A 26,913-nucleotide genomic window follows, 5' to 3' on the forward strand; every position below is an offset into this window, starting at 1 on the left:
TCGAATTTCAATATAATTGCCTTGGAAGTTTAACTTGATTGCGCCTAGACAAGGGCTATTTGCTAGCCTACTGATCGTTAGTTTTGCATTGCATACCTTTTTATTGGTCATTGCAACGACACACCAGCTTAATGAAAACCGTGCGAGTCAGGGTCAGCTCATGACCAGTCAGCTCGTTGCAGATAGCTTATCTGAGCTTGAACCTGCTAATACGGTGTCTTTAGCTCTGATTGCCAATCGCTATGCGACCAATCCAAGTGTTGCGTCTATTCGCATTCTTGATGCGAACAAACAGGTTCTAGCAACGAGCGGAATTTCAAAAACCCGCCAAGGCGAAATTTTTGCTCGTGATGCCCTTCAAAATGAAAAGAAAGTCGGATCTATCGAAGTTACGTTGATTCAGCCAAGTATAGGAGAAATTCTTCGTACTCAATGGCTTGCAATTTTAGCTTCTCTGTTTTTGCATGTTTTATTATGGCTTGCCTATCGCGCGATTGCTCGTCCAACACGAAGCGAATATTTGGCACGCATTAATGAAGAAAACCGCTTGAAGCATGAAATTCAGCAGTTAACTCAAGCATTGGCTCTAGAAAAACAAAATACGGTAACTTTGGTTGCACAAGCTCAGCAACAAGCTAAAGCGAAACCAGCAGCTCGCCAACAAGCCGAGAAAACTTCAGATTCAGCTGACCAACATACGTTGGCACTCAATATTCAGTTTTATGACCCTAAACAGTTATTAAGCAGTGTTAACCAATCGGTATCTGTTCCTTATTTCAAACTCTGCCAGCTCTTTTTAAACAAGAGTATTGAGTTATGCGTTAAGCACTATCAATTGAAGCTCACAGATATTGAAGTAGTAGATGAGTTTAATGCCGAAGGCGCGACACTTGCGATTTCAACCTCTCATACGCATGCCGTAGAATGTCTGCTTATGATTGGAACCGTATTCCAATTACTTTCAGATGTTTTATATAAACGTTATCGTGAAGATAAACGCTTTGCGCTACAAACTCGTAGTGCAACATGTAATGCTGTAGAAGCTATGCAAATCGATGCAAAAGAAGCTGCTCAACGTTTAGCACAGCATCTTCACGCTAAAGAATCTGCTTTATATCTTGAGAATGAACAGCTCAAAGCAATTCAAGACAGCTACCAACTTGTTGCAATGCCAAACCCAAGCAATGTGATGACACGTCATGCATTTATGATCAATGGTATGAATGCAGAATGTGCTGAACTTGCTCAAAATATCCGGACTGAAATTTTAATGGGGAAAAAATCAATCCCACAAAATGATAGTCCAAGTAGTGCAGCTTCATAAAAAGTAACTACGCGCATCAGAACCTAGCCTTTTGGCTAGGTTTTTTTATTTAAATTCATAGCTTTTATTTAAAACTACTCCTTTTTCTTATGATTTATTTGTATAAATAAATCTCGATCTATTCTTAGATGTCACAAATTTGGATAAATCAGAATCATAGGCAAAATTCTCTAAACAGCGTAAACTATGCAAAATTTATTAAATAGAAATTGTCTTACGACAAAAAAAGGTGAAAGCGAATGCCGCTGAGTCGTGTTGAAGATCTTGTCGCCGATATTCGTGCAGGCAAAATGGTTATCTTGATGGATGACGAAGATCGCGAAAATGAAGGTGATCTTGTCATTGCAGCAACGCATGTTCGTCCTGAAGATATTAACTTCATGATTACCCATGCACGTGGTCTAGTTTGCCTAACGCTAAGCCGTGAGCGCTGTAAACAGTTAAACCTTCCATTGATGGTTGACCAAAACGGTGCTCAGCACAGTACAAACTTTACCTTATCAATCGAAGCCGCTGAAGGGATTACCACAGGTATTTCAGCAGCAGAGCGTGCACATACAATTCAAGCTGCTGTCGCAGCGCATGCAAAACCAACTGATATCGTACAGCCGGGTCATATTTTCCCGTTAATGGCTCAACCAGGCGGTGTTTTACATCGTGCAGGCCATACCGAAGCAGGTTGTGATTTAGCTCGTTTAGCAGGCCTTGAACCGGCTTCTGTCATTTGTGAAATCATCAATGAAGATGGCACAATGGCGCGCCGTGCAGATTTAGAAATTTTTGCCGAGAAGCATGGCTTAAAAATTGGTACAATTGCGGACTTGATTCACTACCGCATGACCAATGAGCAAACGGTTGAACGTCTGGATCAAAAAACGATTCAAACAGAATATGGTTCATTTGAACTCTATCGTTATCGTGAGATTGGTAACCCGGACATCCATTTGGCTTTAGTCAAAGGCGAGCCAAAAGAAGGTGTTACAACAGTACGTGTACATGGTTTCAGTCCAATTCGTGATTTGCTTAAGCTAAATAAAGCTGATGGTGAACCTGCGTGGAATCTAGACCGTGCACTACAGACAATTGCAGCGAGTGATCGCGGTGTTTTAGTCTGGATCGGGCAAGATCATTTGCAAGACTTGGGACCAGCGTTGGATGATTTAAATAAACCAAAACCGGTGAAATCCAATGCAGCACTTTCACATCAATATCAAACCATTGGTGTAGGCGCTCAAATTTTGCGTGACTTAGGTGTTGAAAAAATGAAGCTTCTTAGCTCACCATTACGTTTCAATGCTTTATCTGGCTTTAATTTAGAAGTAGTGGAATATGTCACTGCTGATCAAATCACAACGAAATAATCGAGGTTGCTATGGCAATTCGCCGTATTGAAGGTTTATTACATCTCGCAAGCGAAGGTCGTTATGCGATTTTAGTGGGTCGTTTCAACAGTTTTGTTGTTGAACACTTATTGGATGGTGCAATCGACACATTAAAACGTCATGGTGTAAATGAAGATAACATTACTGTTATTCATGCTCCTGGCGCATGGGAACTCCCGATTGTTGCTAAAAAATTAGCTACATCAAATCAATTTGATGCAATCATCGCACTTGGCGCAGTTATTCGTGGTAGCACACCACACTTTGACTTCGTTGCTGGTGAATGTGCAAAAGGTTTAGGTGTAGTCGCGTTAGAAAGCAGCTTGCCTGTCATCAATGGTGTATTAACTACTGATAGCATCGAGCAAGCCATCGAACGTTCAGGTACAAAAGCAGGAAACAAAGGCAGCGAAGCTGCTTTAACTGCAATTGAAATGGTTAATTTATTAAAGGCAATTTAAAGCATGTCTCAAACACTGCAAGCCGCTTATGCAGCAAAACGCAAAGCACGTCGTTTTGCTGTACAAGGTATTTATGAGTGGCAAATGAGTCACAACCCTGTACATGAAATCGAAGCACGTACCCGTGCGGAAAATGCAATGCACAAGGTAGACTTAAACTACTATCACGAACTGTTAACACAAGTGATTGCACAGCACGAAGATCTTGATGCATTACTTATTCCGGTTCTTGACCGTGAACTTAGTGCACTTGATGGTGTAGAGCTAGCAACATTACGCTTGGGTGCTTACGAGTTACGTGATCATTTAGAAGTACCTTATCGTGTCGTTCTAGATGAAGCTATTGAACTCGCTAAACACTTTGGTGGAGCAGATAGCCATAAATACATTAATGGCGTTCTAGATCGTTTAAGTTCAACACTACGTAGTGCTGAAAAACAACAAGCAAACTAATAGGTTTGAAGTTGATATGGCTGAGTTTTCTATTATTGACCAATACTTTAACAGACAATCTTACACAGATGTCACCTTGGGTATTGGAGATGACTCAGCCTTAATTACCCCTCCCGCAAACCAACAATTAGTGATCTGTGCAGATACGCTAGTTGCTGGACGTCACTTCCCTCTTGATACTTCTGCCCATGCGATTGGCTGGAAAAGTGTGGCTGTCAATCTTTCAGATATTGCTGCCATGGGGGCAAAACCGCATAGTATTTTACTTGCGCTCAGCCTACCTACCATTGACCATGAATGGCTTAAAGGATTCAGTCAGGGAATTTATGACTGCTGTAATCAATTTGGGGTTGCTCTCATTGGTGGAGATACGACCCAAGGCCCTCATCTCACCATTACCGTCACAGCCATGGGCTGGATTGAAACTGGACAAGCTGTGTTACGTTCAGGCGCCAAAGTCGGTGACTATGTTTGTGTGAGTGGTCAAGTTGGTGATGCAGCGTATGGTTTACAGCACCTAGGTCATCCATTACAAAAAAGACTAGACTACCCGACACCACGTTGTCAGCTTGGACAACAGTTGAAGGGATTAGCTTCAAGTATGATTGATATTTCTGATGGATTAGCCCAAGATTTAGGCCATATTTTAAAAGCTTCAAAGGTCGGTGCCCGATTACTTTTAGAAAAGTTACCAATTGATTCAACACTACAAGAACTACCGGAACAGCAGCGCTGGCAATATGCGCTAGCTGGTGGCGATGACTACGAATTATGTTTTACAATAACACCGCAAAATTATGAAAAACTTTTGCAAAAACAACTAGACATTAAGATTACAATGATCGGAGAGATCGTTGAGCAAACACAACTAACTTTTGAGCATTTGGGTTCAGATTACCCATTGCAAATTCATGGATACCAACACTTTGCATAAGCCACCGATTCATTTTAAGGACATGTCTTGGTTCAACCGCTGCATCGTTTTCTGTGGAGTTGGTTTCGGATCTGGTCTCGCACCTAAAGCTCCCGGTACTTTTGGCTCTGCCTTTGCCCTACTTTTCGTTCCAATCTGGTTATCACTTGGCTTTAACTTAAGCTTGATCGCTATCCTCATCATGTCCTTGGTAGGAATTTATATTTGTGGTCAAACAGCAAAAGTTATTGATGTACACGATGATGGTCGAATTGTGTGGGACGAGTTTGCAGGTCAATCTATTACCTTTCTTCCTCTGCTTTATTTACAACAAATGAATTGGATGTGGGTGATTGGGGGATTTATATTATTTCGGATTTTCGATGTTTGGAAACCTTGGCCTATACGCGTTATTGATCGTCAAGTGCATGGTGGTTTTGGTATTATGCTTGACGATATTATTGCCGGTGTATGGGCTGCTCTTTGTACACTAATTATTATCCATTTGAGTTAAATCATTAGAGTTATTCATGTCAACTACCGTCATTATTCTTGCTGCAGGCAAAGGAACGCGTATGCGTTCTCAGCTTCCTAAAGTATTACAACCTTTAGCGGGTCGCCCACTTTTAGGACATGTCATTCAAACAGCAAAAAAAATACACGCAGAAAATATTATTACGATTTATGGACATGGTGGTGACCACGTCAAACAAACTTTTGCACAAGAAAAGATTCAATGGGTTGAACAAGCAGAACAATTAGGTACAGGTCATGCAGTACAAATGACTTTACCCGTACTTCCTAAAGACGGTATTTCATTAATTCTTTATGGTGATGTACCTTTAGTACGTCAAACAACGCTAGAGCAACTTGTTGAAGTTTCAAGTAAAACGGGCATTGGCATGATTACTTTACATGTCGACAACCCAACAGGTTATGGTCGTATCGTTCGTCAAGAAGGTAAGATTCAAGCGATTGTTGAGCATAAAGATGCAACAGAAGCTCAGCGTCAGATTCAAGAAATCAACACAGGCATTTACTGTGTTAGCAACGCAAAACTTCATGAGTGGTTGCCTAAACTTTCAAATGAAAATGCGCAAGGCGAATATTATCTAACTGACATCGTAGCAATGGCTGTTGCAGATGGCCTAGAAATCGCATCTATTCAACCAGAACTCGCTTTTGAAGTTGAAGGCGTCAATGACCGCTTACAACTTGCTGCACTTGAACGTGAGTTCCAGCAACAGCAAGCAAAAGAGCTTATGCAACAAGGCGTAACTTTTGCAGACCCTGCACGCTTTGACTTACGCGGTTCTGTAAAAGTTGGACATGACGTTCGTATTGACGTAAATGTGATTATTGAAGGTGACTGTGAACTTGGCGATTTTGTAGAAATCGGCGCTGGTTGTATTTTAAAGAACACCAAAATTGCAGCAGGCACTAAAGTTCAAGCCTATAGCGTTTTTGATGGCGCAGTTGTAGGCGAAAATGCTCAAATTGGACCATTTGCACGCTTACGCCCAGGCGCTAAATTGGCAAATGAAGTACATATCGGTAACTTTGTTGAAGTTAAAAATACAACGATTGGATTGGGTAGTAAAGCTAACCATTTCACCTATTTAGGTGATGCAGAAATCGGTGCTGAATCGAATATTGGGGCAGGTACGATTACTTGTAATTACGACGGTGCAAATAAACACAAAACCACTATTGGCGATGCCGTTTTTATCGGTTCTAATAGCTCGCTGGTTGCTCCGGTGACCATTGGGAATGGCGCAACAGTTGGTGCGGGTTCTGTGATTACGAAAGATGTAGCCGAACAAAGTCTCTCCTTTGAACGTGCGCAACAAATTTCAAAAGCAAATTATCAACGTCCCCAAAAGGTTAAAAAATAAGAGGATTGAAGTATGTGTGGTATCGTCGGAGGCGTTGCAGAACGTTGTGTAACCGAGATTTTAATTGAAGGTTTAAAACGTCTTGAATACCGCGGTTATGATTCTGCGGGTGTTGCTTTACTGAATAACGAACAAATTTTACGTGAGCGTCGTGTAGGTAAAGTTATCAATCTTGCCGATGCAGTTGCTGAACACCAGCTTACAGGGGCTATCGGGATTGCACATACCCGTTGGGCAACACACGGTAAACCAACTGAAAACAATGCTCACCCGCATATGTCTGGTAAGGTTGCTGTTGTACATAACGGTATCATTGAAAACTACCAAGAATTAAAAGATGACCTTCAAGCTTTAGGTTATGTTTTTACTTCTCAAACAGATACAGAAGTTGTCGCACACTTAGTTGCTGAAGCTCTAAAAAGCACAGATAGCCTTTTAGATGCTGTTGAAACTGTTGTACCTCAGCTTAAAGGTGCTTACGCGCTAGGTATTATCCATAGCGATTATCCGGATGAACTTATTACTGTACGTGAAGGTTCACCACTCGTGATTGGTGTAGGTATTGGTGAAAACTTTATTAGTTCAGACCAACTTGCACTTTTGCCTGTAACTAACCGCTTTATGTACCTAGAAGAAGGCGATATTGCACGTCTTACCCGTACTTCAATTGAAGTATTTGCAAATGGCGAACGCGTTGAGCGTCCAGTGCGAGAGCTTGATGCAACCGTAAGTAGTGCATCAAAAGGTGAATACAAACACTACATGCTCAAAGAAATTTATGAGCAACCAGAAGCAATCAAGCAAACGATTTCTCAAGCGCTTGATGGCAATAGCTTACGTGATGATTTCTTGAAAAATGCTGATGCAGATTTCAACAAAATTCAAAGCGTACAAATCATTGCTTGTGGCACAAGTTACCACTCAGGAATGATTGCGAAATATTGGTTTGAGCAACTGATTGGTGTGCCTTGTCAAGTTGAAATCGCAAGTGAATTCCGCTATCGCACTCCTGTAATTGTTGAAAATACACTTTATATTTGTATTTCACAGTCAGGTGAAACTGCTGATACTTTAGCGGCACTACGTGAAACTCAAAAGCGTGCGAAAGCAAACAATATCGATATTCAGACTTTGACTATCTGTAACGTTGCGACGTCTTCAATGGTTCGTGAAACCGATCATCACTTATTGACGCTTGCTGGTCCTGAAATTGGTGTTGCATCAACTAAAGCGTTCACGACTCAGCTTGCTGCGCTTATGTTGTTAATCTTGAAAATTGGTCAAGTTAAACAACGTATTAGCCCTGCTCTTCTTGAAGAAATTACACGTGAGTTATGGCACAGCCCGAAAGTTATTCTTGATACGCTTAAACATGATCCAGAAATTTTGCGTTTGTCTGAATTATTCGTTGAAAAAAATCACTGCTTATTCTTAGGCCGTGGTACGAATTATCCAATCGCATTAGAAGGCGCATTAAAGCTTAAAGAAATTTCATATATTCACGCAGAAGGTTATGCGGCTGGTGAGTTAAAACACGGCCCATTAGCACTTGTTGATAATGAAATGCCGATCGTCATTCTTGCTCCAAATGATGAAATGCTTGATAAGCTCAAATCAAATATGGAAGAAGTTCAGGCACGTGGTGGTGAATTATTTGTTTTCGCGGATGAAAATAGCGGAATCAGTGAAAAAGACCGTCAACACGTTGTACATATTCCAGCAGTAAACGAATGGTTAGCTCCAATCGTTTATAGCGTACCAGTTCAGTTGTTGTCTTATCACGTTGCTGTATTACGTGGTACAGACGTTGACCAGCCACGTAACTTGGCGAAATCAGTAACTGTAGAATAATAATCAGACATGCTATCTATGCCATAAAGGGTGTAGATCGCTTCTGTTGATTAGAAAGCCCGATATGCATTAATTGCCTATCGGGCTTTTTTATTGCGTTCATACCAGAACATAGAGAACTCCCCCTCAGGCCTCTGCATCTCTGCATCACAACAGAATTTTACTTTTACGCTGATTTAAAGTTTGAGAGATCATTGCGACACAGAGATAAAGGAGCTAAGCGAAATACTTAGCTCATTTCATTTTTGTCGCAGCGTTGAATGCTGCTGAACAAGTTAGGGGCAAAGTCCTGTGGGAGAACAGGACTTTGCAAACTGGTGTGTTTTAAACGTTGCACGATTTGAGGTGAATACACTTGCGCGAGCTGTTGGCAAACACAATTACAACTGGCTTGCATGTGTTCACCTGACAAGCAAATTCTTTTAAATTCCTGCTGAGCATTAGCGTCATCATTTGTAATACCGTAAGCACCGACCACAAGGTTTAAAACTAATATAAATTTATGAAGTTTAATATTATTCTCATGATTATTTATATCTTTAAATAAAATAAAAATATTATTTGTTTAAATATTAAAATAATTTTTTAAATAACAGTTAATCCTCCCATAAAAACAGGAAAATAAAATAATTAAGATTTTAAAATAAAAATAATTTATATATTTAAAAAATCAGGACATAGAAAATCCAAATTTTAAATAAATAAAATAGTTAAATGAGAGAGAAAATGAGTTTAAATTGTGGCATAGCCAACTCCTTAAAAATGGAGTCCTACCACCAAATCACCGTCAATTGATTAGGGTGGCAGAACGAAAGAGGGTTGACAGACTAGACTTAGCGACCAGCACGCGCGAACGCGTCCCCCTTCCGCCCTACCATAGAGAAAAAGGGGGCACAAAGGTTCCACATGGGAAATACTCAGAAAGTATAACCCATTTGCTAAGTACGGTCTGTCAAAACCGTCTGGCAATGTAGGCCAGCAACGAAATATTAATCTGTATAATAAAGAACGTCAATTTATTTTAATGAAAAAGTTTAAATATAATAATTTAATTAATGTTTATATAATATTTTCTTTATTTTATATTTATAGCTTTTAATAAAATTTAAAATATAAACATGAGTTATATATATTTAGTTAATAAAATAGATTAATCGTTAATTCTAATTTAACAGTCTATATAAATATATAGAGAGATATTGCCCGATTATGTAACTTGGCTAAGTCAGTAACTGTAGAATAATTTAAAAATATCGTGTTATGAAAGACACTTTGTTTTGATAATTCATCTATTAAAAAGCCTGATATGTCTTTGAAATACAAACTGGACTTTTTTATTACGTTCATGAAACTTTAGAAAATAGTGGTATCTTCTTCTTAAGATATTCCAATAAATGCAACCAAATCAATATGTTATATACAAAAACCAACAAAAACACTTGGATTTATATGTGAAAAATTATGGTATAAATCACGCTTCGAAATTTGCCTAATAACTATAAATTTCGACTATTACAAAAACTTTCTAATTATAAGGAGCAACTCATCATGGCTAATGGATTTCCAGGTGGAAACTTTAGAATCGTTAACAAAGAAACAGGTGCATGTATCGCAAGCGCATACGGTGGACAAACCCATGGCTTACAAGATGCTGTAAGTTCACTTGGAGAAACGGGTAAGATAGCTTACTCGCATACAAATGACCGACTATTTACAGTACATGACAAGGTTAAAAACATAGAAGAAGAACTTTGGTATTTTGACAGCCGCGACTATCGCAGTGGGCGAGAGAATAAGCTATACAACAAAGTTAAAGATATTCGTTCTAGTTGGGTGCTCGGTGCTTATGTTAAGACAGATGCGATTGCATATAAATTATTAGACAAGGACTTAGAGCATTTCCTTACTCTTTTACCAAAGCAAGATGAAGAAACACTCGCCCACTTAAGAACAAGTGATTGTCTTGATATCGTTAGTCTATTAGATACCTTTATTGATAGTAACGGCGAAGAAACGATTAAATCGGAGCTTGTTGGTAAACTTGATGAGACTAAGCTGAATGACTTTTTAGATGCAGTACTCGCTCATGAATCAATTCGTCGCATCGAACAAAAGTTCCATGAATATGCTTCCTCTCCTTTGCTATTTTTAGATATTCCTGAACTTAAAGATTTGCCTATGAATCCTTTCGCTCAGCATAATGAACAAATCTATAAGATCATTCTTGCCTCTGTGCAATTAGATGTCTTGGATCAAAAAGATTGGACTACAAGGTCAGAGTTCCGATTGCATTTACGCCATGACAATATCGATGCTCTACTAAAAAATATGAAGAAAGAGAGCATGGCGGAGCTTCATGTAAAAGCATATAAAGAATATGAAAATACTCAGGATCTTAAAAAAGAAGCAGTAAAGGTGCTTCTAGAGCTTAGAAAAACTCTAGATTTACATACGAATGAAAAAAATATGGATACGGTCAAAAAGATTTTAAAAGTCAGCTTAAAATCAAATGAATCTTTTGAACAACTGCAAACAGCATTGAACAGTACCAATGGTAAAGAAATAAAACCAGTTAATTGGCATAGTGGCGATGTTTTCTTACAAGGCGCGGGTCGTCAGTACCAAACTAATTGGGCATTTGAAGATGGTTATATCTTTGTAGAAGGCCAACCAGATGCTGTACTGACACATATCTGGGGTTCATCTGTAGGTATTAGTCAACGATCTGATGACCCAAAACAACGCTGGGAACTTAAAAGTGCTTAATTTGAGCTAGAACATAAGATGGTAAGAGAAAACTCTCTTACCATCCTTATAAAATTTATATTGCGATATCTTTTACAGGTAAATGCGTACCTAACAAAGAAAAACTAACATTCGCAACTTCCAACGGGTCTGAACTGGTCCAAATAATATGATTCCCCTCATTTGGGCTTTCAGAACTTAAATGATATTGATTGAGCTGCCGAATTAATTGCGCTGTTACAGCTTCCGAAGGCTCAATAATTTGTATATCACGGCCTACAATTTCCTGAATCGTATCTGAAACAAACGGATAGTGTGTGCATCCTAAAATAATCGTATCGACTTTTTGCTCGACTAACGGCGCCAAAATATTTTTTAAATAATCTTTAACTTCCGCGGTATGTGCTTTGCCCGTTTCGATTTTTTCAGCTAAGCCAATACACGGCACTAAAGAGACTTTAATATCTTGCGCATACGTTTCAATTAAACTCTTTAAGTTTTTGCCCTTCACCGTCGTTGCAGTTGCCAAAACCGCAATATGCTTGCTCATAGTCATTGCCACAGCAGGTTTTACGGCCGGTTCTATTGCAATAAGTGGAACATTAATTTGTGTTCTGATTGTTTCAATCGCTACAGCCGTCATGGTGTTACAAGCAACCACAATCGCTTTGCAATTCCCGTCATTTATAAGATTTGAGATTAAGTGAGTGGTTCTTGAAACAATCCAGTCGCTTTCTCTGTCGCCATAAGGAACATATTTCGAGTCAGCGAAATAGATAATGTCTTCATTCGGAAGAGCCTCCCGAATATGCTTAAAGAGAGACAACCCGCCTAAACCAGAGTCAATCATTCCAATCGGGTTGTTATTGTTATTCATGGTTGGTCCTGCATTTCATATATTTAGAAAAATTCTTTCATGGTTGCTAAGTCTGTTAGCACGACTTTGGGCTGAATGGTTTTTAATTTTTCAGCCGATGTATACCCCCAACCTACCGCAGCAAAATCAATGCCTGCCTTATGTGCAGCTTCGCCATCAGTCGTTTGGTCTCCGACATAAATGGCCTGCTCTTTATTTAAATTCAAAATGTTGAGAACACGCTTAATTCGTTTAGCTTTGCCAAATATAGACGAGCCACCATCAATATGGCTAAAAAGCTCACATAGCTCTGCACCCAAAAGATTTTGACAGTTTTCTTTAGAGTTTGAAGTAATAATTGCGAGCGTATATCCCCGCTTATGCAGTTCAATTAAGTGATCCCGCATGCCTTCAAACATGTAAACGTCTTGATCTCTTTCTTTCATTAAACGAATGAAATCTTTGGCAATCCAAGGCAGTTTCCACCTAGAAACATTCATCTCTTTCATAATTTCTTTTGGTGAAAGATGTTTGTACTGCTCTACTTCATGTAGCTCTACAGATTTAAATTTATACTTCTTGGCAAGCTGATTTAAAGCACCTAAAAAAAAGCTAAAGGAGTCGACTAAAGTACCGTCCATATCAAAAATAATAGCTTGGTATTCTTTTAAAGATTTTTCCATTTTAAAGTTCTGAAATAAAATATATTTTTTATAATTATATTCTGTTTTCTATCAGTTTTTAAATCAGGCCCAACGAGGACCTGACCTAAATTTCGATTTTTGTTTTAAGCTGCCGCTTTTTGTTCCTTAATCCAATTTTTAATACGTGCATCCAGAATATTTAAAGGCAATGTTCCTGCATTTAAAATCATGTCATGGAATGCTTTGATATCAAAACGATCTCCAAGCTCATGTTTCGCGAGCTCCCGTAGCTCTAAGATTTTTAATTGGCCCATTTTATAGGCTAATGCTTGGGCAGGAATAGCAATATAGCGATCTGTCTCTGCCTGAATATCTGGTTCATCTAAAGCAGAATGTTCTCGCATAAAATCAATCATTTGCTGGCGGGTCCATTTTTTATAATGTACCCCAGTGTCAACCACTAAACGACAAGCACGGAACAACTCACTCGAGAGTCTTCCATAATCTGAAAGCGGGTCTTTATAGAAACCAACATCTTTACCCAATTGCTCTGCGTAAAGAGCCCATCCTTCAATATAAGCGGTATGGTTGGGTTGCTTTCGGAACATCGGTAAATTTGGCAAGTTTTGGGCAATATCAATCTGCATATGGTGGCCGGGAATTGCTTCATGATAAGCAGTCGCTTCCATGGATATTTTTGAACGCTCAGAGAAATCCCCTGTATTCACATAAACTTGTCCAGGGCGCGAACCATCAGGCGTGCCTTGGTGATACTCCGCACCTGCCGCTTCTTTTTCTCGATATTGCTCTACAGGTAAAACTTCGACTTTATTTTTGGGTAATAAACCAAAGAGCTTCGGCAACTCTGGTTGCATTTGGGCAATATATCCCCGATAAATCTCTAAAATTTCTTCACGAGATTTTGGGAAAACAGCGGGATTTGTTTTTAAGGATTGTTGGAAACTTTTTAAGTCATTGAAACCTTGCGCTTTGGCAATTTTAAGCATTTCCGCTTCTATACGAGCAACTTCTTTTAACCCGAGCTGATGAATATTTTCAGGGCTTTCAGAGGTTGTCGTATTGTTTTCTACATAAAAGCGATAGAGCTCGTCACCGTTTGGCAAGCTCCATATACCCTCATGTTGTCGGCCATGGGGTAAGTAATCTTTCTGAATAAATGTTCCAAGTTTTTGATAAGCAGGGCGAACATTCTGATCTATGGCCTGTAGTATTTCACGGCTTAAACGTTCTTGTTCTGCTTTCGAAATGTTGTTTGGAAATTGCTTTAATGGAGAAGCAAACACACTGTCTTTCCCTGCTGGAGTTGCAATGCTATCAACCTGCTTCACCACTTTTTCAATTAAATATTTCGGTGGTATCAAACCATCTTTTTGTCCTTGTTTCGCTAACTGAATACCTTGATCAAGAATAAGAGGAATTTGTTTTAAACGAGCAATATAGTCTTGATATTGTTTAGCATTATTAAATGGAATCGAACTAATAAATCCCGGAAATTGTAAATGTAGGCCCCACATTTGATTGAAAGGCATCTCATAGAGTTTCAAATCATAATTTTTAAGAGTCTCTTTCAACTGATAAATCATTAAATCTTTATTTAATTGATCAGTTGCTGAAAATCCTGTGCTATCAATTGCTTCAAAACGTTTTAAAAAATTTTGCGTACTTTTTTTATCTTTCTCAATCTGATTTTTTGAAAGCTCTGTCCATCGATCGTTGTAGCGTAAATCTCCTAAAACGGTTGCAGTTTCAGGACTATTTTTCAAAGTATATTCCCACTGTTCCTGTAAAAGTTGGTTTAAAGCTTTCACCCGAACAGAGATATCACTCTTTTGTTTAGATTGTGATTTTTCGATGGTATTTGTATTTATTTCGGGGGTTGTAGCATTAGAAGAATGAGACATCCAAAATAAAACACTGATACAAGCCAATTGTAAGGTTCTGTTTTTCATTTAATTATCCAGAAATATTTAACAAAGGTTAAAATAAAGACAAAACAAATTACGTGCCAAGCAGTATATAAAATGGTGTAAAAATCGAGTATTTTTTTAACTCAATGATTTTATAAATTAATTTTCTTTTTAATTATATTATTTATAGTTGCTATCTATATTCCACATCTGACTTTAATAGACCAAGAACTTAAAAAAAGTGCACATGAACGATCTCAGTGCACTTTTTCATTTCTACATTAAAAATTGTTTCTCAAGAAAACAAATATTGATAAACAATATATGCAGCCAGTTTTGCTGTTCTATTGTCTAAATCAAATTTTGGATTGCACTCAGCAATATCTAAAAGTTTGATTTTCCCAGTCTCTTGAATATGCTTAAAAATTGCTTCAAAAGTAGCTAAATCAATTCCTTTTACAGCAGGTGCACTGACCCCTGGTGCAACCGCAGCCGTGAAGACATCTAAATCAATCGTAACGTACAAATAGTCTACTTTTTCAATAAAAGCATCAACCGCTGCAAGCACGTTTGATAGGTTAAAAATATTAACCTCATGATCGCGTAAATATGAACAATTCAGCGCATCAGCTGTATCAAACAAAACTTTAGTATTGGCATGGTTGGCGACCCCAATACATAAATAATTAAATTGTTTTTGATGCTGTTCTGAAAGTCGAGCTGCCTGTAAAAAAGGTGTTCCAGAAGTTGCATGCTCTGCTTCACGCAAATCGAAATGGGCATCGAAATTAATAATGCCTATTTTTTTATCTGGTGCGTGGGCTTGTACATAGTGGAACAGACCACTAAAGCTGCCAAAGGCAACCTCATGTCCACCGCCCAATACAATCGGTTTTAAACCATTTTGTATGCTGTTTGCGACTTGCTCTGCCAACTCGGTTTGTGCTTGCTCTAAATTGTCATATTCGCAGGTCACTGTACCCAAATCGACAATACTGACTGGGCGATGAATCGGTAAGTTAGCCAGTTGAGTACGGATTGCATCTGGTGCATCGGCAGCGCCAACTCGGCCTTTGTTACGCTTCACACCTTCATCAGAACTAAAGCCAATCAGGGCAAATTCAGCAGGTTGGGTTTTATTCATAATATGGTGAATACGTTGGTGTGCCTCACCCTCGCCATCATGTCGGCCTTGCCATTTAAATGTGTGATTCATGTGCCACCGTCTAAAAAATAACTTCTTGTCCATGCTGAACGACTCGCTTAGGCAAATCTCCGCCCAGCCAGTAAACAATTTCAGATGGATGCTCAATATCCCAAGCCACAAAGTCAGCGACTTTACCTTGCTCTAAACTGCCGTGTGTTTGCTCTAAACCGAGCGCTTGTGCAGCATGAATGGTGACACCTGCTAAGGCTTGCTCAGGCGTTAAGCGGAAAAGTGTGCTGCCCATGTTGAGCATTAAACGTAAAGAAAGTGCTGGAGATGTACCCGGGTTTAAATCACTCGACAGCGCAATACGCACGCCATGTTTAATCAGGCTTTCAATTGGTGGGTATTGCGTTTCACGCAATAAATAAAAGGCACCCGGTAATAACACTGCAACCGTGCCCGACTCTGCCATTGCTTTGACATCATCTTCGGTCATGTACTCTAAATGGTCGGCCGACAAAGCATGATAACGTGCTGCCAAGCTTGAACCACCTAGCGATGAGAGCTGCTCAGCATGAAGCTTAACGGGCAAACCTAATGATTGTGCTGTTTTAAAAACACGTTCAACCTGAGCTGGTGAAAATGCCAAATGCTCGCAGAAAGCATCAACTGCATCGACTAAACCTTCAGCATGTAGTTTAGGCAACATCTCTGTACAGATATGCTCGATATAAGCATCGCTTTGGTCTTTGTACTCTGGCGGTAACGCATGTGCAGCCAAGCAAGTGCTTTTTACCGTCATTGGTAAAGCTTCACCAATTTGACGGATCACACGCAGCATCTTGCGCTCATTTTCGTAATTGAGTCCGTAGCCAGATTTGATCTCGATAGTGGTGACACCGTCTTGTTGCATACAGCGAATACGTTTAAGTGCTGAATTTAATAGTTGTTCTTCGCTTGCTTCACGCGTTGCACGTACTGTACTGGCAATGCCACCACCGCTTGCTGCAATTTCAGCATAGCTCACACCTTGCAAGCGTTTTTCAAACTCAACACTACGGTTGCCACCAAAAACACTATGCGTATGACAGTCGATCAACCCCGGGGTTACCCAAGCGCCATTTAAGTTAACTGTTTCGGAATAAGTGTCGGCAGGAAGTTGTTGTTGTTTTCCAATCCAGTGAATCAGATGCCCTTCTGTGACGATTGCTGCATCTTCAATATAGGAATATTGCCCATTTTGCATGGTCGCAATGTGGCAATTTTGCCAAAGTTTTTTCATTCGCCTTTCCTCAAAACTGCCCAACAGTAAAGCTATTGGGCAGTTGACTTGTTAGCTTTCTATCTCGATATTTTGCGGAATTGAATTATTTTGCTTTCCCGAATTTTGCTGAGGTTTGACCCAAATACGATAAGCGATCATTAACAGAACAAGCCATGTGATTCCTACATAAATTGCAGGACGTGAATCTGGGAAATAACCCATCATGACTAAAATGAATACCATAAAACCAATTGCAAACGCAGGAGCATACGGCCAACCAATAACGGGGAAATCCAATGCCTTAATTTCAGCAGTAGACAACTTACGGCGCATCGCAACTTGCGAAAGCAAGATCATGAGCCACACCCAAACGGTTGCGAAAGTTGCAATCGAGGCAATGATCATGAATACATTTTCAGGAATCAGGTAGTTCAGCACTACACCAATTAATAGCACGCCAGCCATAACAACGACAGTCATCCATGGCACACCATTACGTGATAATTTCTGGAAAACTCGAGGCGCTTGACCACGGTTTGCCATGCCATAAAGCATACGACCAGCACCAAATACATCACTATTAATCGCTGAAACAGCAGCAGTAATCACGACAATATTTAAAATTGTAGCTGCTGATTGAATGCCCAAATTCTCAAAAATCTGTACAAATGGACTACCTTGGCTACCAATTTGATTCCATGGGAAAATCGACATCAGTACAAAAATGGTCAACACATAGAAAAGTAAAATACGTACTGGAACTGCATTAATTGCTTTAGGTAAGGTGGTTTTCGGATCTTGTGATTCACCTGCTGTAATACCAATAATTTCGATACCACCGAAAGCAAATACAACCACAGATAAACATGCAACTAAGCCTGCAATCCCATGCGGCATAAAGCCATCATAAATCCATAAGTTTTGAATACCCGGTACCACACTGCTATGGTCAGCATGGAAGCCGTAGAACATTAAACCGATTCCACCTAAAATCATGGCAACAATGGCGCTCACCTTGACAATAGAAAGCCAAAACTCGAGTTCGCCAAAGACTTTAACGTGAATGAGGTTAATTGCACCCAAGAACATAATCAGGGATAAAATCCAGATCCATCGTGGTACATCGGGATACCAGAACCCCATGTAAATACCAAAAGCAGTGACATCAGCCAACGCCACAATGATCATCTCAAAAACATAAGTCCAGCCTGTCGTAAAGCCAGCCAATGGACCAATGTACTGTGAAGCATAGTGGCTAAATGAACCAGAGACAGGGTTTTGGACAGCCATTTCACCCAATGCGCGCATAACGATATAAATTGCAATCCCTGCAACGATATACGCCAGTAATACTGAAGGCCCTGCCATTTTAATTGCAGTTGCCGAACCATAGAAAAGCCCAGTTCCAATTGCTGAGCCCAATGCCAAGAAACGAATGTGGCGGGTGTTTAAACCCCGCTGTAGTGTGGAGTTTTGTGACATTATAATCTCCAATCCTTGAGGATATTTAGTTAGATTCGGCCACTCCATGTGACCGTTTTATCAATCACACTTCAGATAAACTAGGGAGTAGTTTTGGAATAATTAACTCGTTTAAGCAGCCGCTTGAGAGTAATTCACTTGCTTGCTCAATATCAGGAGCAAAGAAACGGTCTTCACTGTAGTAAGGCACTTGAGCGCGCAAGATTTTACGAGCTTGTTCAAGTTTAGGCGAGCTTTTTAGGCCTTCACGGAAGTCTAGACCCTGACAAGCGCCTAACCATTCAACAGCTAAAATGCCACGGACGTTGTCAGCCATATACCAAAGACGTTTACCAGCATTCGGAGCCATTGATACATGGTCTTCTTGGTTGGCAGAGGTCGGCAAGCTATCAACACTTGCTGGATGTGCAAGCGCTTTGTTGTCACTCGCAAGAGCAGCAGCAGTTACTTGAGCAATCATAAAGCCTGAGTTAACACCACCATTTGCCACCAAGAACGGTGGAAGCTGTGACATATGACGGTCCATCATCATCGAAATACGACGTTCAGACAGTGAACCAATTTCAGCGATCGCCAATGCTAAATTATCTGCCGCCATTGCAACAGGTTCTGCATGGAAGTTACCACCAGAAATCACGTCACCTTGTTCAGCAAACACAAGCGGGTTATCCGATACAGCATTTGCTTCAATTTCTAATACTTCCGCAGCCTGACGGATTTGCGTTAAACATGCACCCATCACCTGTGGTTGGCAACGTAAAGAGTACGGGTCTTGAACTTTGCTACAGTCTTCATGTGAATGTGCAATTTCACTTGAGTCTGTTAATAGGTCACGATAAGCCGCAGCTACATCAATTTGACCACGTTGGCCACGTACTTCGTGAATACGCGCATCGAATGGTGCACGTGAACCCAACATTGCTTCAACGCTTAAGCCACCACAAACCGTTGCAGCAGCAAACAAGTCTTCAGCTTCAAACAAGCCACGTAATGCATAAGCAGTTGACACTTGTGTACCGTTTAAAAGTGCCAAACCTTCTTTAGCAGCTAAAGAAATAGGTTCTAAACCTGCAACTTTTAAAGCTTCAACGGCTGGTAACCATTCACCCTTATAACGTGCCTTACCTTCACCAAGTAACACTAAAGACATGTGTGCAAGTGGTGCCAAGTCACCTGAAGCACCTACTGAACCTTTCAGCGGAATGTGTGGGTAAACTTCGGCATTAATTAAAGCCAACAAAGCATCAATTACTTTACGACGAATACCAGAGAAACCACGCGCCAAGCTATTTGCTTTTAATAGAATAATTAAACGAACCATTGCATCATCAAGTGCTTCACCTACACCTGCTGCATGCGAAAGAACCAATGAACGTTGTAACTTTTCTAAATCTTCAGGAGCGATTTTGGTTGAAGCAAGTAAGCCAAAGCCCGTGTTAATACCGTAAGCTGTACGTCCTTCATTTACAATTTTCTCAACGCAAGCCACGCTTGCATTAATTGCAGATGAAGCACTCTCATCTAATTTAACTTTGATCGGGTTGAGGTACGCTTGACGTAAATCGGCTAAGGTCAGTTTTCCCGGTTGGATTAATAATTCCATGTTGGCTTCCTAATTTTTTGCACTATATTCTGCTGAGGCGGTGCTTTTCACAATTGCAAAAAGCACCGCCAGTTCTTCCGTGTATTTTTATTGCGTGATCATTGGCAAGTGGAGGCCTTGCTCTTTCGCACAGTTAATCGCAATTTCATAACCTGCATCGGCATGACGCATAACACCTGTTGCAGGGTCATTGGTCAGTACGCGAGCAATACGTGCAGCAGCTTCATCTGTACCATCACACACAATCACAACGCCTGAGTGTTGAGAGAAGCCCATACCTACACCACCACCGTGATGTAAAGACACCCAAGTTGCGCCGCCTGCTGTATTGAGCAACGCATTTAATAAAGGCCAGTCTGATACTGCATCTGAGCCGTCTTGCATTGCTTCAGTTTCACGGTTTGGACTTGCAACCGAACCTGAGTCTAAATGGTCACGACCAATCACAACTGGTGCAGACAATTCACCGCTACGAACCATTTCGTTAAATGCCAAACCAAGTTTTGCACGTAAGCCTAGACCAACCCAGCAAATACGCGCTGGTAAGCCTTGGAAGCTAATACGTTCACGTGCCATGTCTAACCAGTGATGTAAATGTTCATCATCAGGAATTAACTCTTTAACTTTGGCATCTGTTTTATAAATGTCTTCTGGGTCACCAGAAAGCGCTGCCCAACGGAATGGACCAATACCACGGCAGAACAATGGACGGATGTATGCAGGTACGAAGCCTGGGAAATCAAAAGCGTTTGCTACACCTTCTTCTTTCGCCATTTGACGGATGTTATTACCATAGTCAAAAGTTGGAACACCCATTTTTTGGAAATCAAGCATCGCTTGTACATGCTTTGCCATCGACTGTTTTGCAGCTTTTACAACAGCTTCCGGTTCAGTTTTCGCACGTGCACGGTATTCATCCCAAGTCCAACCTATTGGTAAGTAGCCATTAAGGGGATCGTGCGCACTTGTTTGGTCAGTCACCATGTCTGGACGTACACCACGGCGTACAAGCTCAGGTAAAATTTCAGCAGCGTTACCATGAAGCGCAATTGAAATTGCTTTACCTTCTTTTGTATAGCGGTCAATACGCGCTAAAGCATCATCTAAATCAGTCGCTTGTTCATCTACATAACGCGTACGTAAACGGAAATCGATACTTGCTTGTTGGCATTCAATGTTTAAAGAACACGCACCTGCAAGTGTTGCAGCTAAAGGCTGAGCACCACCCATACCGCCCAAACCAGCAGTAAGAACCCAACGGCCTTTTAAGTCACCGTTGTAGTGTTGGCGGCCTGCTTCAACGAAAGTTTCGTAAGTACCTTGTACAATACCTTGGCTACCAATGTAGATCCACGAACCTGCTGTCATTTGACCGTACATTGCAAGAGCTTTTGCATCTAATTCGTTGAAGTGTTCCCAGTTTGCCCAGTGTGGTACAAGGTTTGAGTTTGCAATTAAAACACGAGGTGCATCTTTATGAGTTTTAAATACACCTACTGGCTTGCCTGATTGAACTAATAACGTTTCATCAGTTTCAAGATTTTTTAAAGTATCTACAATTTTGTCGAAACATTCCCAGTTTCGTGCTGCACGGCCAATACCCCCGTATACAACCAACTCTTTCGGGTTTTCTGCAACGTCCGGATCAAGGTTATTCATCAACATACGTAATGGAGCTTCAGTTAACCAACTTTTAGCCGTCAATTCAGTGCCGCGTGGCGCACGAATTTCTACATCACGAAATTTTGTTGTCATTGTTGTCACAGGCGGACTCCTTCCTTTGAGCTTACATCAGCAGAACATCACTTGTTTCTGCATTTGTATAGTAATGTATTAACTTGTATATACATCTATATACTACACAAATATTTTTTGGCGTGAAGAGGTTTGCTCATATTTTTTTGAAAAATTTTAATAAGCTCATGAATTAAATTAATTTATTTTTATATCAAGCATAAAAAAAGCACATATCTTTTCACGAGACATGTGCTTTTGAATAAGCAAATTACTTAAGTTTTAACGTTGAATTAACTCAATGATATAGCAACTTTTGAGCTGTTTTTTTGAAAAATTGATTGATGTGACACCAGCATTTTTCTCAATTTTTAGCGTCTCGTGAGCAGCAATCTGAAAGGAATGATCATCAACATTCACTTCCGTTTCACCACCATGATTAAAAATAAAAATCAGATCTGCCGAGCTAATAAATGCCTGCTCCGCTGCATCATTCAACCACTGAAAACGAGCATGAAACTTTGCAGGATCATAAATTAAATTTAAATCTCGAATTATCCCATCGACCAGTTTACTTTGGACCTGACTTTCACCATGAAATGCAAAAATATCGCCCTGTTTCAGATTTTTGGCAGGAAGATCATCGACATGCAGTACCATGCCTTGTCCATCGAGTACGCTAATAATGCGCTGCTTATTGGGAAATAGCGAAAATGGCCCAGAAGTGGTCACGTCTGCCATCGAAATGCGCCACTCAAAGTCGCCTTCACCTTGGCTTCGCGCAATTTCTAAAGTAAAACCTGCACCATTTTTCCAAAGCATTTTTGTATATTGATCGGCCCTGATCAATTCAATCATGGGTTAAATTTCCCTTCGAGATAGTAGCGGCTACCCGGATAAATCAGACGCGCACTTGAAATGAGTTGTTTGTTTGACCATGTACGGCGACGGATCAGTAAGCATGGTTCAGCTTTGGTAATCTTTAACCATTTACACTCTTGAGGAGATGCTAAAACTGCCTCAACAATATGCTCACCTTCTGACACAGGTGCTTTTGCCATGAGGTAAGCATTCGGGGTAATGGTTTTAAAATCTTGTTCTAAATAATCTGGAATCAGTGCTGCATCAACTAAACGATCTTCGACCTGCACAGGTACATCATTTTCATAATGCACAATAATCGAGTGAAATAATCTTTGCCCTTCGCGAGTCTGCATTAACACGCTTTGCTCTGCATTTGCATAAATTTGTTCTAAAACCAAAACTTCAGCGTGGTGCTTATGGTTTCGTGCAATAATCTCATCAGCAATATTATTAATTTGAAAAAGTGCAGTCCGGCCTTGCCCTTCAGCAACGAATGAGCCAACGCCCTGAATACGAACGAGTAAACCTTCTGTTGTTAACTCACGTAGCGCACGGTTTACCGTCATGCGGCTACAACCGAGTTGATTAACGAGTTCACTTTCCGAAGGAATTTTTTTATTTACAGCCCACGAGCCTTCATAAATCTTTTGTGAAATCAGCTGTTTTACGCGTTGGTATAGAGGAACTGGACTATCAGCTTCAATCGAAAGCTCAGCATGTTCTTGTTTTGATGTTCTGGGCATAACAAATACTCAAAAAGGCAGCAGGCAAAAAGGTATTTTAGTTGACATGTTCTGTATATACAACCACATACAACATGTTAATTTATGAAATAAATAAATTTTAAAAAGTCTAAAAAACAAACATAGCTCGATAAGAGCTAATTTAAAGTTTTATGTAGAGAAATTCAAATATATAAAGGCTTTATCAATATTTATTTAATAGTTATTTTTGCTATGCCTGTGCTCAATTCAAGGATGTAAAAAGTATCGTCTTTTCAGGTTTACGAAATGATGCTTAAAATTTTTATTTAAAATAACTGATCAATAGTATTCTTCTGCCACACAGTATATTAATAAAACTGGAAGCACATCGAATGCGTAATTATAAAATAGATATTCTTCGAGGAATATCTATCCTTTTGGTACTTTTACATCATTTTAATATTCCCTATAAACTTAAAGATACATGGTTAGGTTTTGATTTTTTAGGTGAAGCATTTAGCACAGTCATCGCAAGAAATGGAAATTATGGCGTCACCATGTTTTTTGTGATTTCGGGTTTTTTAATTACCCATCACACTTTAAAAAGAGACAAACAATTCTCCGCAATTAACCTCAAACATTTTTATATCCGACGAGCAGCACGTATTTTACCGTGTCTGATATTACTCATTTTAGGTGTAAGCATACTTGGTTCGTTTGATTTAAAACCCTTTATGAACCAAGCCCCCAACGGCATTGAGGTTTCCTACCCCTTAACCATATTTGCAGCTTTAACCTTCTGGATGAATATCCTGATTATTAAATTCGGTTGGGTAAACTACGCTTTGGGCGTGCTGTGGTCGCTCTCTGTGGAAGAAGTTTTTTATTTTGTTTTTCCATTATTGTGTCTACTCACGCGCAGTAATAAGGTCTTTATTGCTGTACTTGTTGGCGTAATTTTATATGGCCCTTATTTTAGATCTCTGCATTTTGGAGAAGAAAGCGGTGCCTATTTATATCATTATTTTTCGAGTTTTGATGGCATAGCGATTGGCTGTTTAACAGCGATTTTCTCTCATAAATATCGACCAGACTGGACTTATAAAAAACCTCTTTCGTGGTTGATTATTTTTAGCATGACCGCTCTATATTTATATGCACCAATTAAAGAAGTGAGTACATGGGGTATCAGCTTATTTGCTTTTGCTACAGGTCTACTCATTTTGTTTTTTCAACATCCTTCCGAAACACAAGCACATAACCTATTTACCAAAGTGATGGTCTGGTTGGGGCAGAGAAGTTACGAAACTTATTTGTTTCATCTGGTTGTGCTGGGTCTTATGAAAGTTGTTTTTATTCCAGCTCAAACCGACTCTAGCATCAAAATTATGCTTTTAATTAGCTATCTGGTTTTGACTTTCATCATTAGCGCAGCGATTGAAAAATATTATTCCACACCACTTAACAGCTATATTCGAAAGATTTTCATTAAAGATAAATCATAAAAATAAGCCCCTTTAAAATAGGGGCTTTTTTAATTAAGCGATCAACATGGTTTCATCTTGTTGCTTAAAAGGATTAGACCAGCTCTGCCAAACTTGTGGTCCTAAAGCCATTTCCTCATCGTTTAACAGACAGTGATCCAAGCGTTGTATTAAAACTTGCTCATCCATTTGCATACCAATTAAAACCAGCTCCTGACGCGCATCACCTGTGCGGGCATCCCAATTTTTCTTAATTTCTTCAATACTGGCTAGGTCACTCGGCCAGTCTTCTTCTGCAACGGCGGCCCACCAATAACCTGCCAAGCCGTGTCGAGCCATTGCACCTGCTTGTGACCATGAATAAGCCAATGTCGGTTCGGCAGCCAACCAGAAAAAGCCTTTAGAACGCACGACTCCCGGCCATTCAGCCTGAACCAAATCATAAAAACGCTCTGGATGAAAAGGTCGACGCGCGCGGTAAACAAAGCTACTAATGCCATACTCTTCAGTCTCTGGCGTATGCTCACCACGTAACTCTTTTAACCAGCCTGGTGCTTGTGCGGCCTCATCAAAATCAAATAGCTGTGTATTTAAAATTTTATCTAAGGCAATCTTTCCAAATTGAGCAATTTCAATTCGGGCACGCGGATTTAGAGTTTTTAAAATGGCGATAAGCTGGTCTTGCTGAGCCCGATCAATCAAATCAATTTTATTCAGCACAATCACATCACAAAACTCAATTTGATCAATGAGAAGGTCAACCACAGTTCGCTCATCTTGCTCGCCTAGCGATTCGCCACGTTGTTGTAGGGAGTCGACTGAACTGTAATCTTTAAGAAAATTAAAAGCATCGACTACCGTGACCATGGTGTCGAGTCGAGCGAATTCATTGAGTGAGTTTCCATCTTCATCTTCAAAGGTAAACGTTTCTGCCACAGGTAACGGTTCTGAAATACCAGTTGACTCAATCACCAATTGGTCAAAGCGCCCTTCGTCGGCTAAACGTCTCACCTCAACCAATAAATCTTCGCGTAACGTACAACAGATACAGCCATTACTCATTTCAACCAGCTTTTCATCCGTTCTTGAAAGCTCTGCTCCACCTTCGCGTACTAATGCAGCATCAATATTCACCTCCGACATATCATTGACAATCACGGCAATACGGCGGCCTTCACGATTATTTAAAATATGGTTGAGTAATGTGGTTTTTCCTGCACCTAAAAAGCCTGATAAAACAGTGACGGGAAGCTTGGCAAATGAGTTGGCGATTGCAGTGCGCATGGCTTGATCTCTTCGAATAATATTTAAACTGATCATGGCTGGCCATCTAGGTATGGCCAGATCACAGGCGTAATCTATTTCTAAACCACAATAATGTTATGTTATAACATAACTATTGATCAAGTTTTTATTCCGCTTTTGTTTAAATCAATTTACTTAGTCGTTGAAAAAATTGCTTTTATAGTCCCTGACAAATTGAGGTTTTGTAGTGATGGTCAGGCCCCCATGCACGGAATCCTTGGCTATCAATATGAATTTGTCCCGAAGCATAAACACCTAGCCCCATATTAAGCGCTTGACCTTTTGTGGCCCAGAACTGACACAGTTTGGTTTTAGTTTGCTGAATATTGAACTGGTCTAAGTCGCTAGGCTGTTCTGGCCCAATTCGAAAATCAAGCGCTGCATTAAAGACATGTCGGGAAGCATCAGCACCACCTGCACAGCGGTTTAGAGATAACGCTCGGTAGACCGATGTCACTTCAAAATCATTAATTACACCATCGTCAACTAATGCTTTTAAAATGCTAAGTGTCGGAACAATATTGGACCAAATCTCGCGCGGAGGTACTGCATAAGGCTCAACTCCACATTTTTGCCAATCTCGAGCTGAGCTTAATAATTCATGGTCTGGAACTAAATTGGCAAGCCCTTTTTGCTTAAGAAATTGCTTGTAAGCTTGTACAGCCTGTCGATGGTCTGCTGAAGCTAACCACGCAACATACGCCTCGGGTTGAGGCTTTATTTTGACTACTGTTTTTGTAGGTTGAGGTAAAGGTGTTTGGGTATGCAGAGGGGTTGTTGGCTTGGGTGTTTGAGTGCTACATGCTGTGAGAGATAATAAAATTAAACCGAAATAACGCTTCATAAATATGCTCTATCTTCACCAAAAATG

23 protein-coding genes are annotated in these 26,913 nt (G+C 40.1%); 10 read left to right on the forward strand and 13 right to left on the reverse strand.

Features of this window, described 5'->3' with window-relative positions; translation table 11 throughout:
- Nucleotides 1-16 precede the first annotated feature (16 nt).
- The 8 genes from RMB06_RS06750 to glmS all read left to right on the forward strand — a co-directional run bounded on the left by RMB06_RS06750 (nucleotide 17) and on the right by glmS (nucleotide 8,279).
- Entirely contained in the window at nucleotides 17-1,324 is a 1,308-nt protein-coding gene (locus RMB06_RS06750) for a hypothetical protein (RefSeq protein WP_014207968.1), read from the forward strand.
- A 239-nt stretch (nucleotides 1,325-1,563) separates the two neighbouring features.
- Nucleotides 1,564-2,685, forward strand: a complete 1,122-nt coding sequence (gene ribBA / locus RMB06_RS06755; protein WP_002119278.1) for a bifunctional 3,4-dihydroxy-2-butanone-4-phosphate synthase/GTP cyclohydrolase II — start codon at nucleotides 1,564-1,566, stop codon at nucleotides 2,683-2,685.
- A gap of 11 nt (nucleotides 2,686-2,696) precedes the next feature.
- A complete protein-coding gene (ribE, locus tag RMB06_RS06760) occupies nucleotides 2,697-3,167 on the forward strand; it encodes a 6,7-dimethyl-8-ribityllumazine synthase (protein WP_002119264.1) in 471 nt (156 codons plus the stop codon).
- A 3-nt stretch (nucleotides 3,168-3,170) separates the two neighbouring features.
- Entirely contained in the window at nucleotides 3,171-3,620 is a 450-nt protein-coding gene (nusB, locus tag RMB06_RS06765) for a transcription antitermination factor NusB (protein ID WP_002119137.1), read from the forward strand.
- A gap of 16 nt (nucleotides 3,621-3,636) precedes the next feature.
- Nucleotides 3,637-4,554, forward strand: coding sequence for a thiamine-phosphate kinase (gene thiL / locus RMB06_RS06770; RefSeq protein WP_104080005.1), 918 nt, complete (start codon nucleotides 3,637-3,639; stop codon nucleotides 4,552-4,554).
- The gene (locus RMB06_RS06775; RefSeq protein WP_016143831.1) at nucleotides 4,532-5,047 is read left to right on the forward strand and encodes a phosphatidylglycerophosphatase A; all 516 of its coding nucleotides are present in this window, start codon (nucleotides 4,532-4,534) and stop codon (nucleotides 5,045-5,047) included. Before thiL ends, RMB06_RS06775 begins: the two co-directional genes overlap by 23 nt.
- A gap of 16 nt (nucleotides 5,048-5,063) precedes the next feature.
- Nucleotides 5,064-6,428 (forward strand): bifunctional UDP-N-acetylglucosamine diphosphorylase/glucosamine-1-phosphate N-acetyltransferase GlmU, encoded by a 1,365-nt coding sequence (gene glmU, locus RMB06_RS06780; protein ID WP_032005035.1) that lies wholly within the window; start codon nucleotides 5,064-5,066, stop codon nucleotides 6,426-6,428.
- Nucleotides 6,429-6,440: 12 nt separating this feature from the next.
- A complete protein-coding gene (glmS, locus tag RMB06_RS06785) occupies nucleotides 6,441-8,279 on the forward strand; it encodes a glutamine--fructose-6-phosphate transaminase (isomerizing) (protein ID WP_311078888.1) in 1,839 nt (612 codons plus the stop codon).
- 229 nt (nucleotides 8,280-8,508) lie between these two features.
- Here glmS and RMB06_RS06790 read toward each other — a convergent pair whose 3' ends face one another.
- Complete coding sequence (locus RMB06_RS06790; RefSeq protein WP_075383266.1) at nucleotides 8,509-8,793, reverse strand: hypothetical protein; 285 nt, start codon at nucleotides 8,791-8,793, stop codon at nucleotides 8,509-8,511.
- 1,034 nt (nucleotides 8,794-9,827) lie between these two features.
- On the opposite strand from RMB06_RS06790, the gene RMB06_RS06795 reads away from it, so the two are divergent.
- Nucleotides 9,828-11,045, forward strand: a complete 1,218-nt coding sequence (locus RMB06_RS06795; protein WP_223238745.1) for a hypothetical protein — start codon at nucleotides 9,828-9,830, stop codon at nucleotides 11,043-11,045.
- 55 nt (nucleotides 11,046-11,100) lie between these two features.
- On the opposite strand, the gene murI is transcribed toward RMB06_RS06795, so the two are convergent.
- From murI to hutC, 10 genes are all read right to left on the reverse strand, one after another.
- On the reverse strand, nucleotides 11,101-11,901 hold the full coding sequence (gene murI / locus RMB06_RS06800) for a glutamate racemase (protein ID WP_311078889.1): 801 nt from the start codon (nucleotides 11,899-11,901) through the stop codon (nucleotides 11,101-11,103).
- A gap of 23 nt (nucleotides 11,902-11,924) precedes the next feature.
- Entirely contained in the window at nucleotides 11,925-12,563 is a 639-nt protein-coding gene (locus RMB06_RS06805) for an HAD family hydrolase (protein WP_057069128.1), read from the reverse strand.
- Between the two features lie 104 nt (nucleotides 12,564-12,667).
- Nucleotides 12,668-14,494, reverse strand: coding sequence for a DUF885 domain-containing protein (locus tag RMB06_RS06810; RefSeq protein WP_311078890.1), 1,827 nt, complete (start codon nucleotides 14,492-14,494; stop codon nucleotides 12,668-12,670).
- 253 nt (nucleotides 14,495-14,747) lie between these two features.
- Entirely contained in the window at nucleotides 14,748-15,668 is a 921-nt protein-coding gene (gene hutG, locus RMB06_RS06815) for a formimidoylglutamase (protein ID WP_311078891.1), read from the reverse strand.
- Between the two features lie 10 nt (nucleotides 15,669-15,678).
- Nucleotides 15,679-16,884, reverse strand: coding sequence for an imidazolonepropionase (gene hutI / locus RMB06_RS06820; protein WP_284115812.1), 1,206 nt, complete (start codon nucleotides 16,882-16,884; stop codon nucleotides 15,679-15,681).
- A gap of 51 nt (nucleotides 16,885-16,935) precedes the next feature.
- Nucleotides 16,936-18,348, reverse strand: a complete 1,413-nt coding sequence (locus tag RMB06_RS06825; protein ID WP_005804358.1) for an amino acid permease — start codon at nucleotides 18,346-18,348, stop codon at nucleotides 16,936-16,938.
- Between the two features lie 64 nt (nucleotides 18,349-18,412).
- Complete coding sequence (gene hutH / locus RMB06_RS06830; RefSeq protein WP_000421598.1) at nucleotides 18,413-19,951, reverse strand: histidine ammonia-lyase; 1,539 nt, start codon at nucleotides 19,949-19,951, stop codon at nucleotides 18,413-18,415.
- 87 nt (nucleotides 19,952-20,038) lie between these two features.
- Entirely contained in the window at nucleotides 20,039-21,706 is a 1,668-nt protein-coding gene (gene hutU, locus RMB06_RS06835; RefSeq protein ID WP_079284276.1) for a urocanate hydratase, read from the reverse strand.
- Nucleotides 21,707-21,967: 261 nt separating this feature from the next.
- The gene (locus RMB06_RS06840; RefSeq protein ID WP_311078892.1) at nucleotides 21,968-22,543 is read right to left on the reverse strand and encodes a HutD family protein; all 576 of its coding nucleotides are present in this window, start codon (nucleotides 22,541-22,543) and stop codon (nucleotides 21,968-21,970) included.
- Nucleotides 22,540-23,292: a histidine utilization repressor gene (gene hutC, locus RMB06_RS06845; protein WP_068929678.1), complete on the reverse strand. Its 753-nt coding sequence runs from the start codon at nucleotides 23,290-23,292 to the stop codon at nucleotides 22,540-22,542. Before hutC ends, RMB06_RS06840 begins: the two co-directional genes overlap by 4 nt.
- Nucleotides 23,293-23,645: 353 nt before the next feature.
- Here hutC and RMB06_RS06850 point away from each other — a divergent pair, with 353 nt between their 5' ends.
- Complete coding sequence (locus RMB06_RS06850) at nucleotides 23,646-24,758, forward strand: acyltransferase (RefSeq protein WP_311078895.1); 1,113 nt, start codon at nucleotides 23,646-23,648, stop codon at nucleotides 24,756-24,758.
- A gap of 33 nt (nucleotides 24,759-24,791) precedes the next feature.
- Here the strand turns inward: RMB06_RS06850 and zigA are convergent, their stop codons facing one another.
- A complete protein-coding gene (gene zigA / locus RMB06_RS06855) occupies nucleotides 24,792-26,057 on the reverse strand; it encodes a zinc metallochaperone GTPase ZigA (protein WP_311078896.1) in 1,266 nt (421 codons plus the stop codon).
- 142 nt (nucleotides 26,058-26,199) lie between these two features.
- Nucleotides 26,200-26,886, reverse strand: a complete 687-nt coding sequence (locus tag RMB06_RS06860) for a D-Ala-D-Ala carboxypeptidase family metallohydrolase (RefSeq protein WP_311078898.1) — start codon at nucleotides 26,884-26,886, stop codon at nucleotides 26,200-26,202.
- Nucleotides 26,887-26,913: the final 27 nt, after the last annotated feature.

It is taken from the genome of Acinetobacter sp. V104_13, assembly GCF_031798995.1.
GTDB lineage: Bacteria > Pseudomonadota > Gammaproteobacteria > Pseudomonadales > Moraxellaceae > Acinetobacter > Acinetobacter pittii.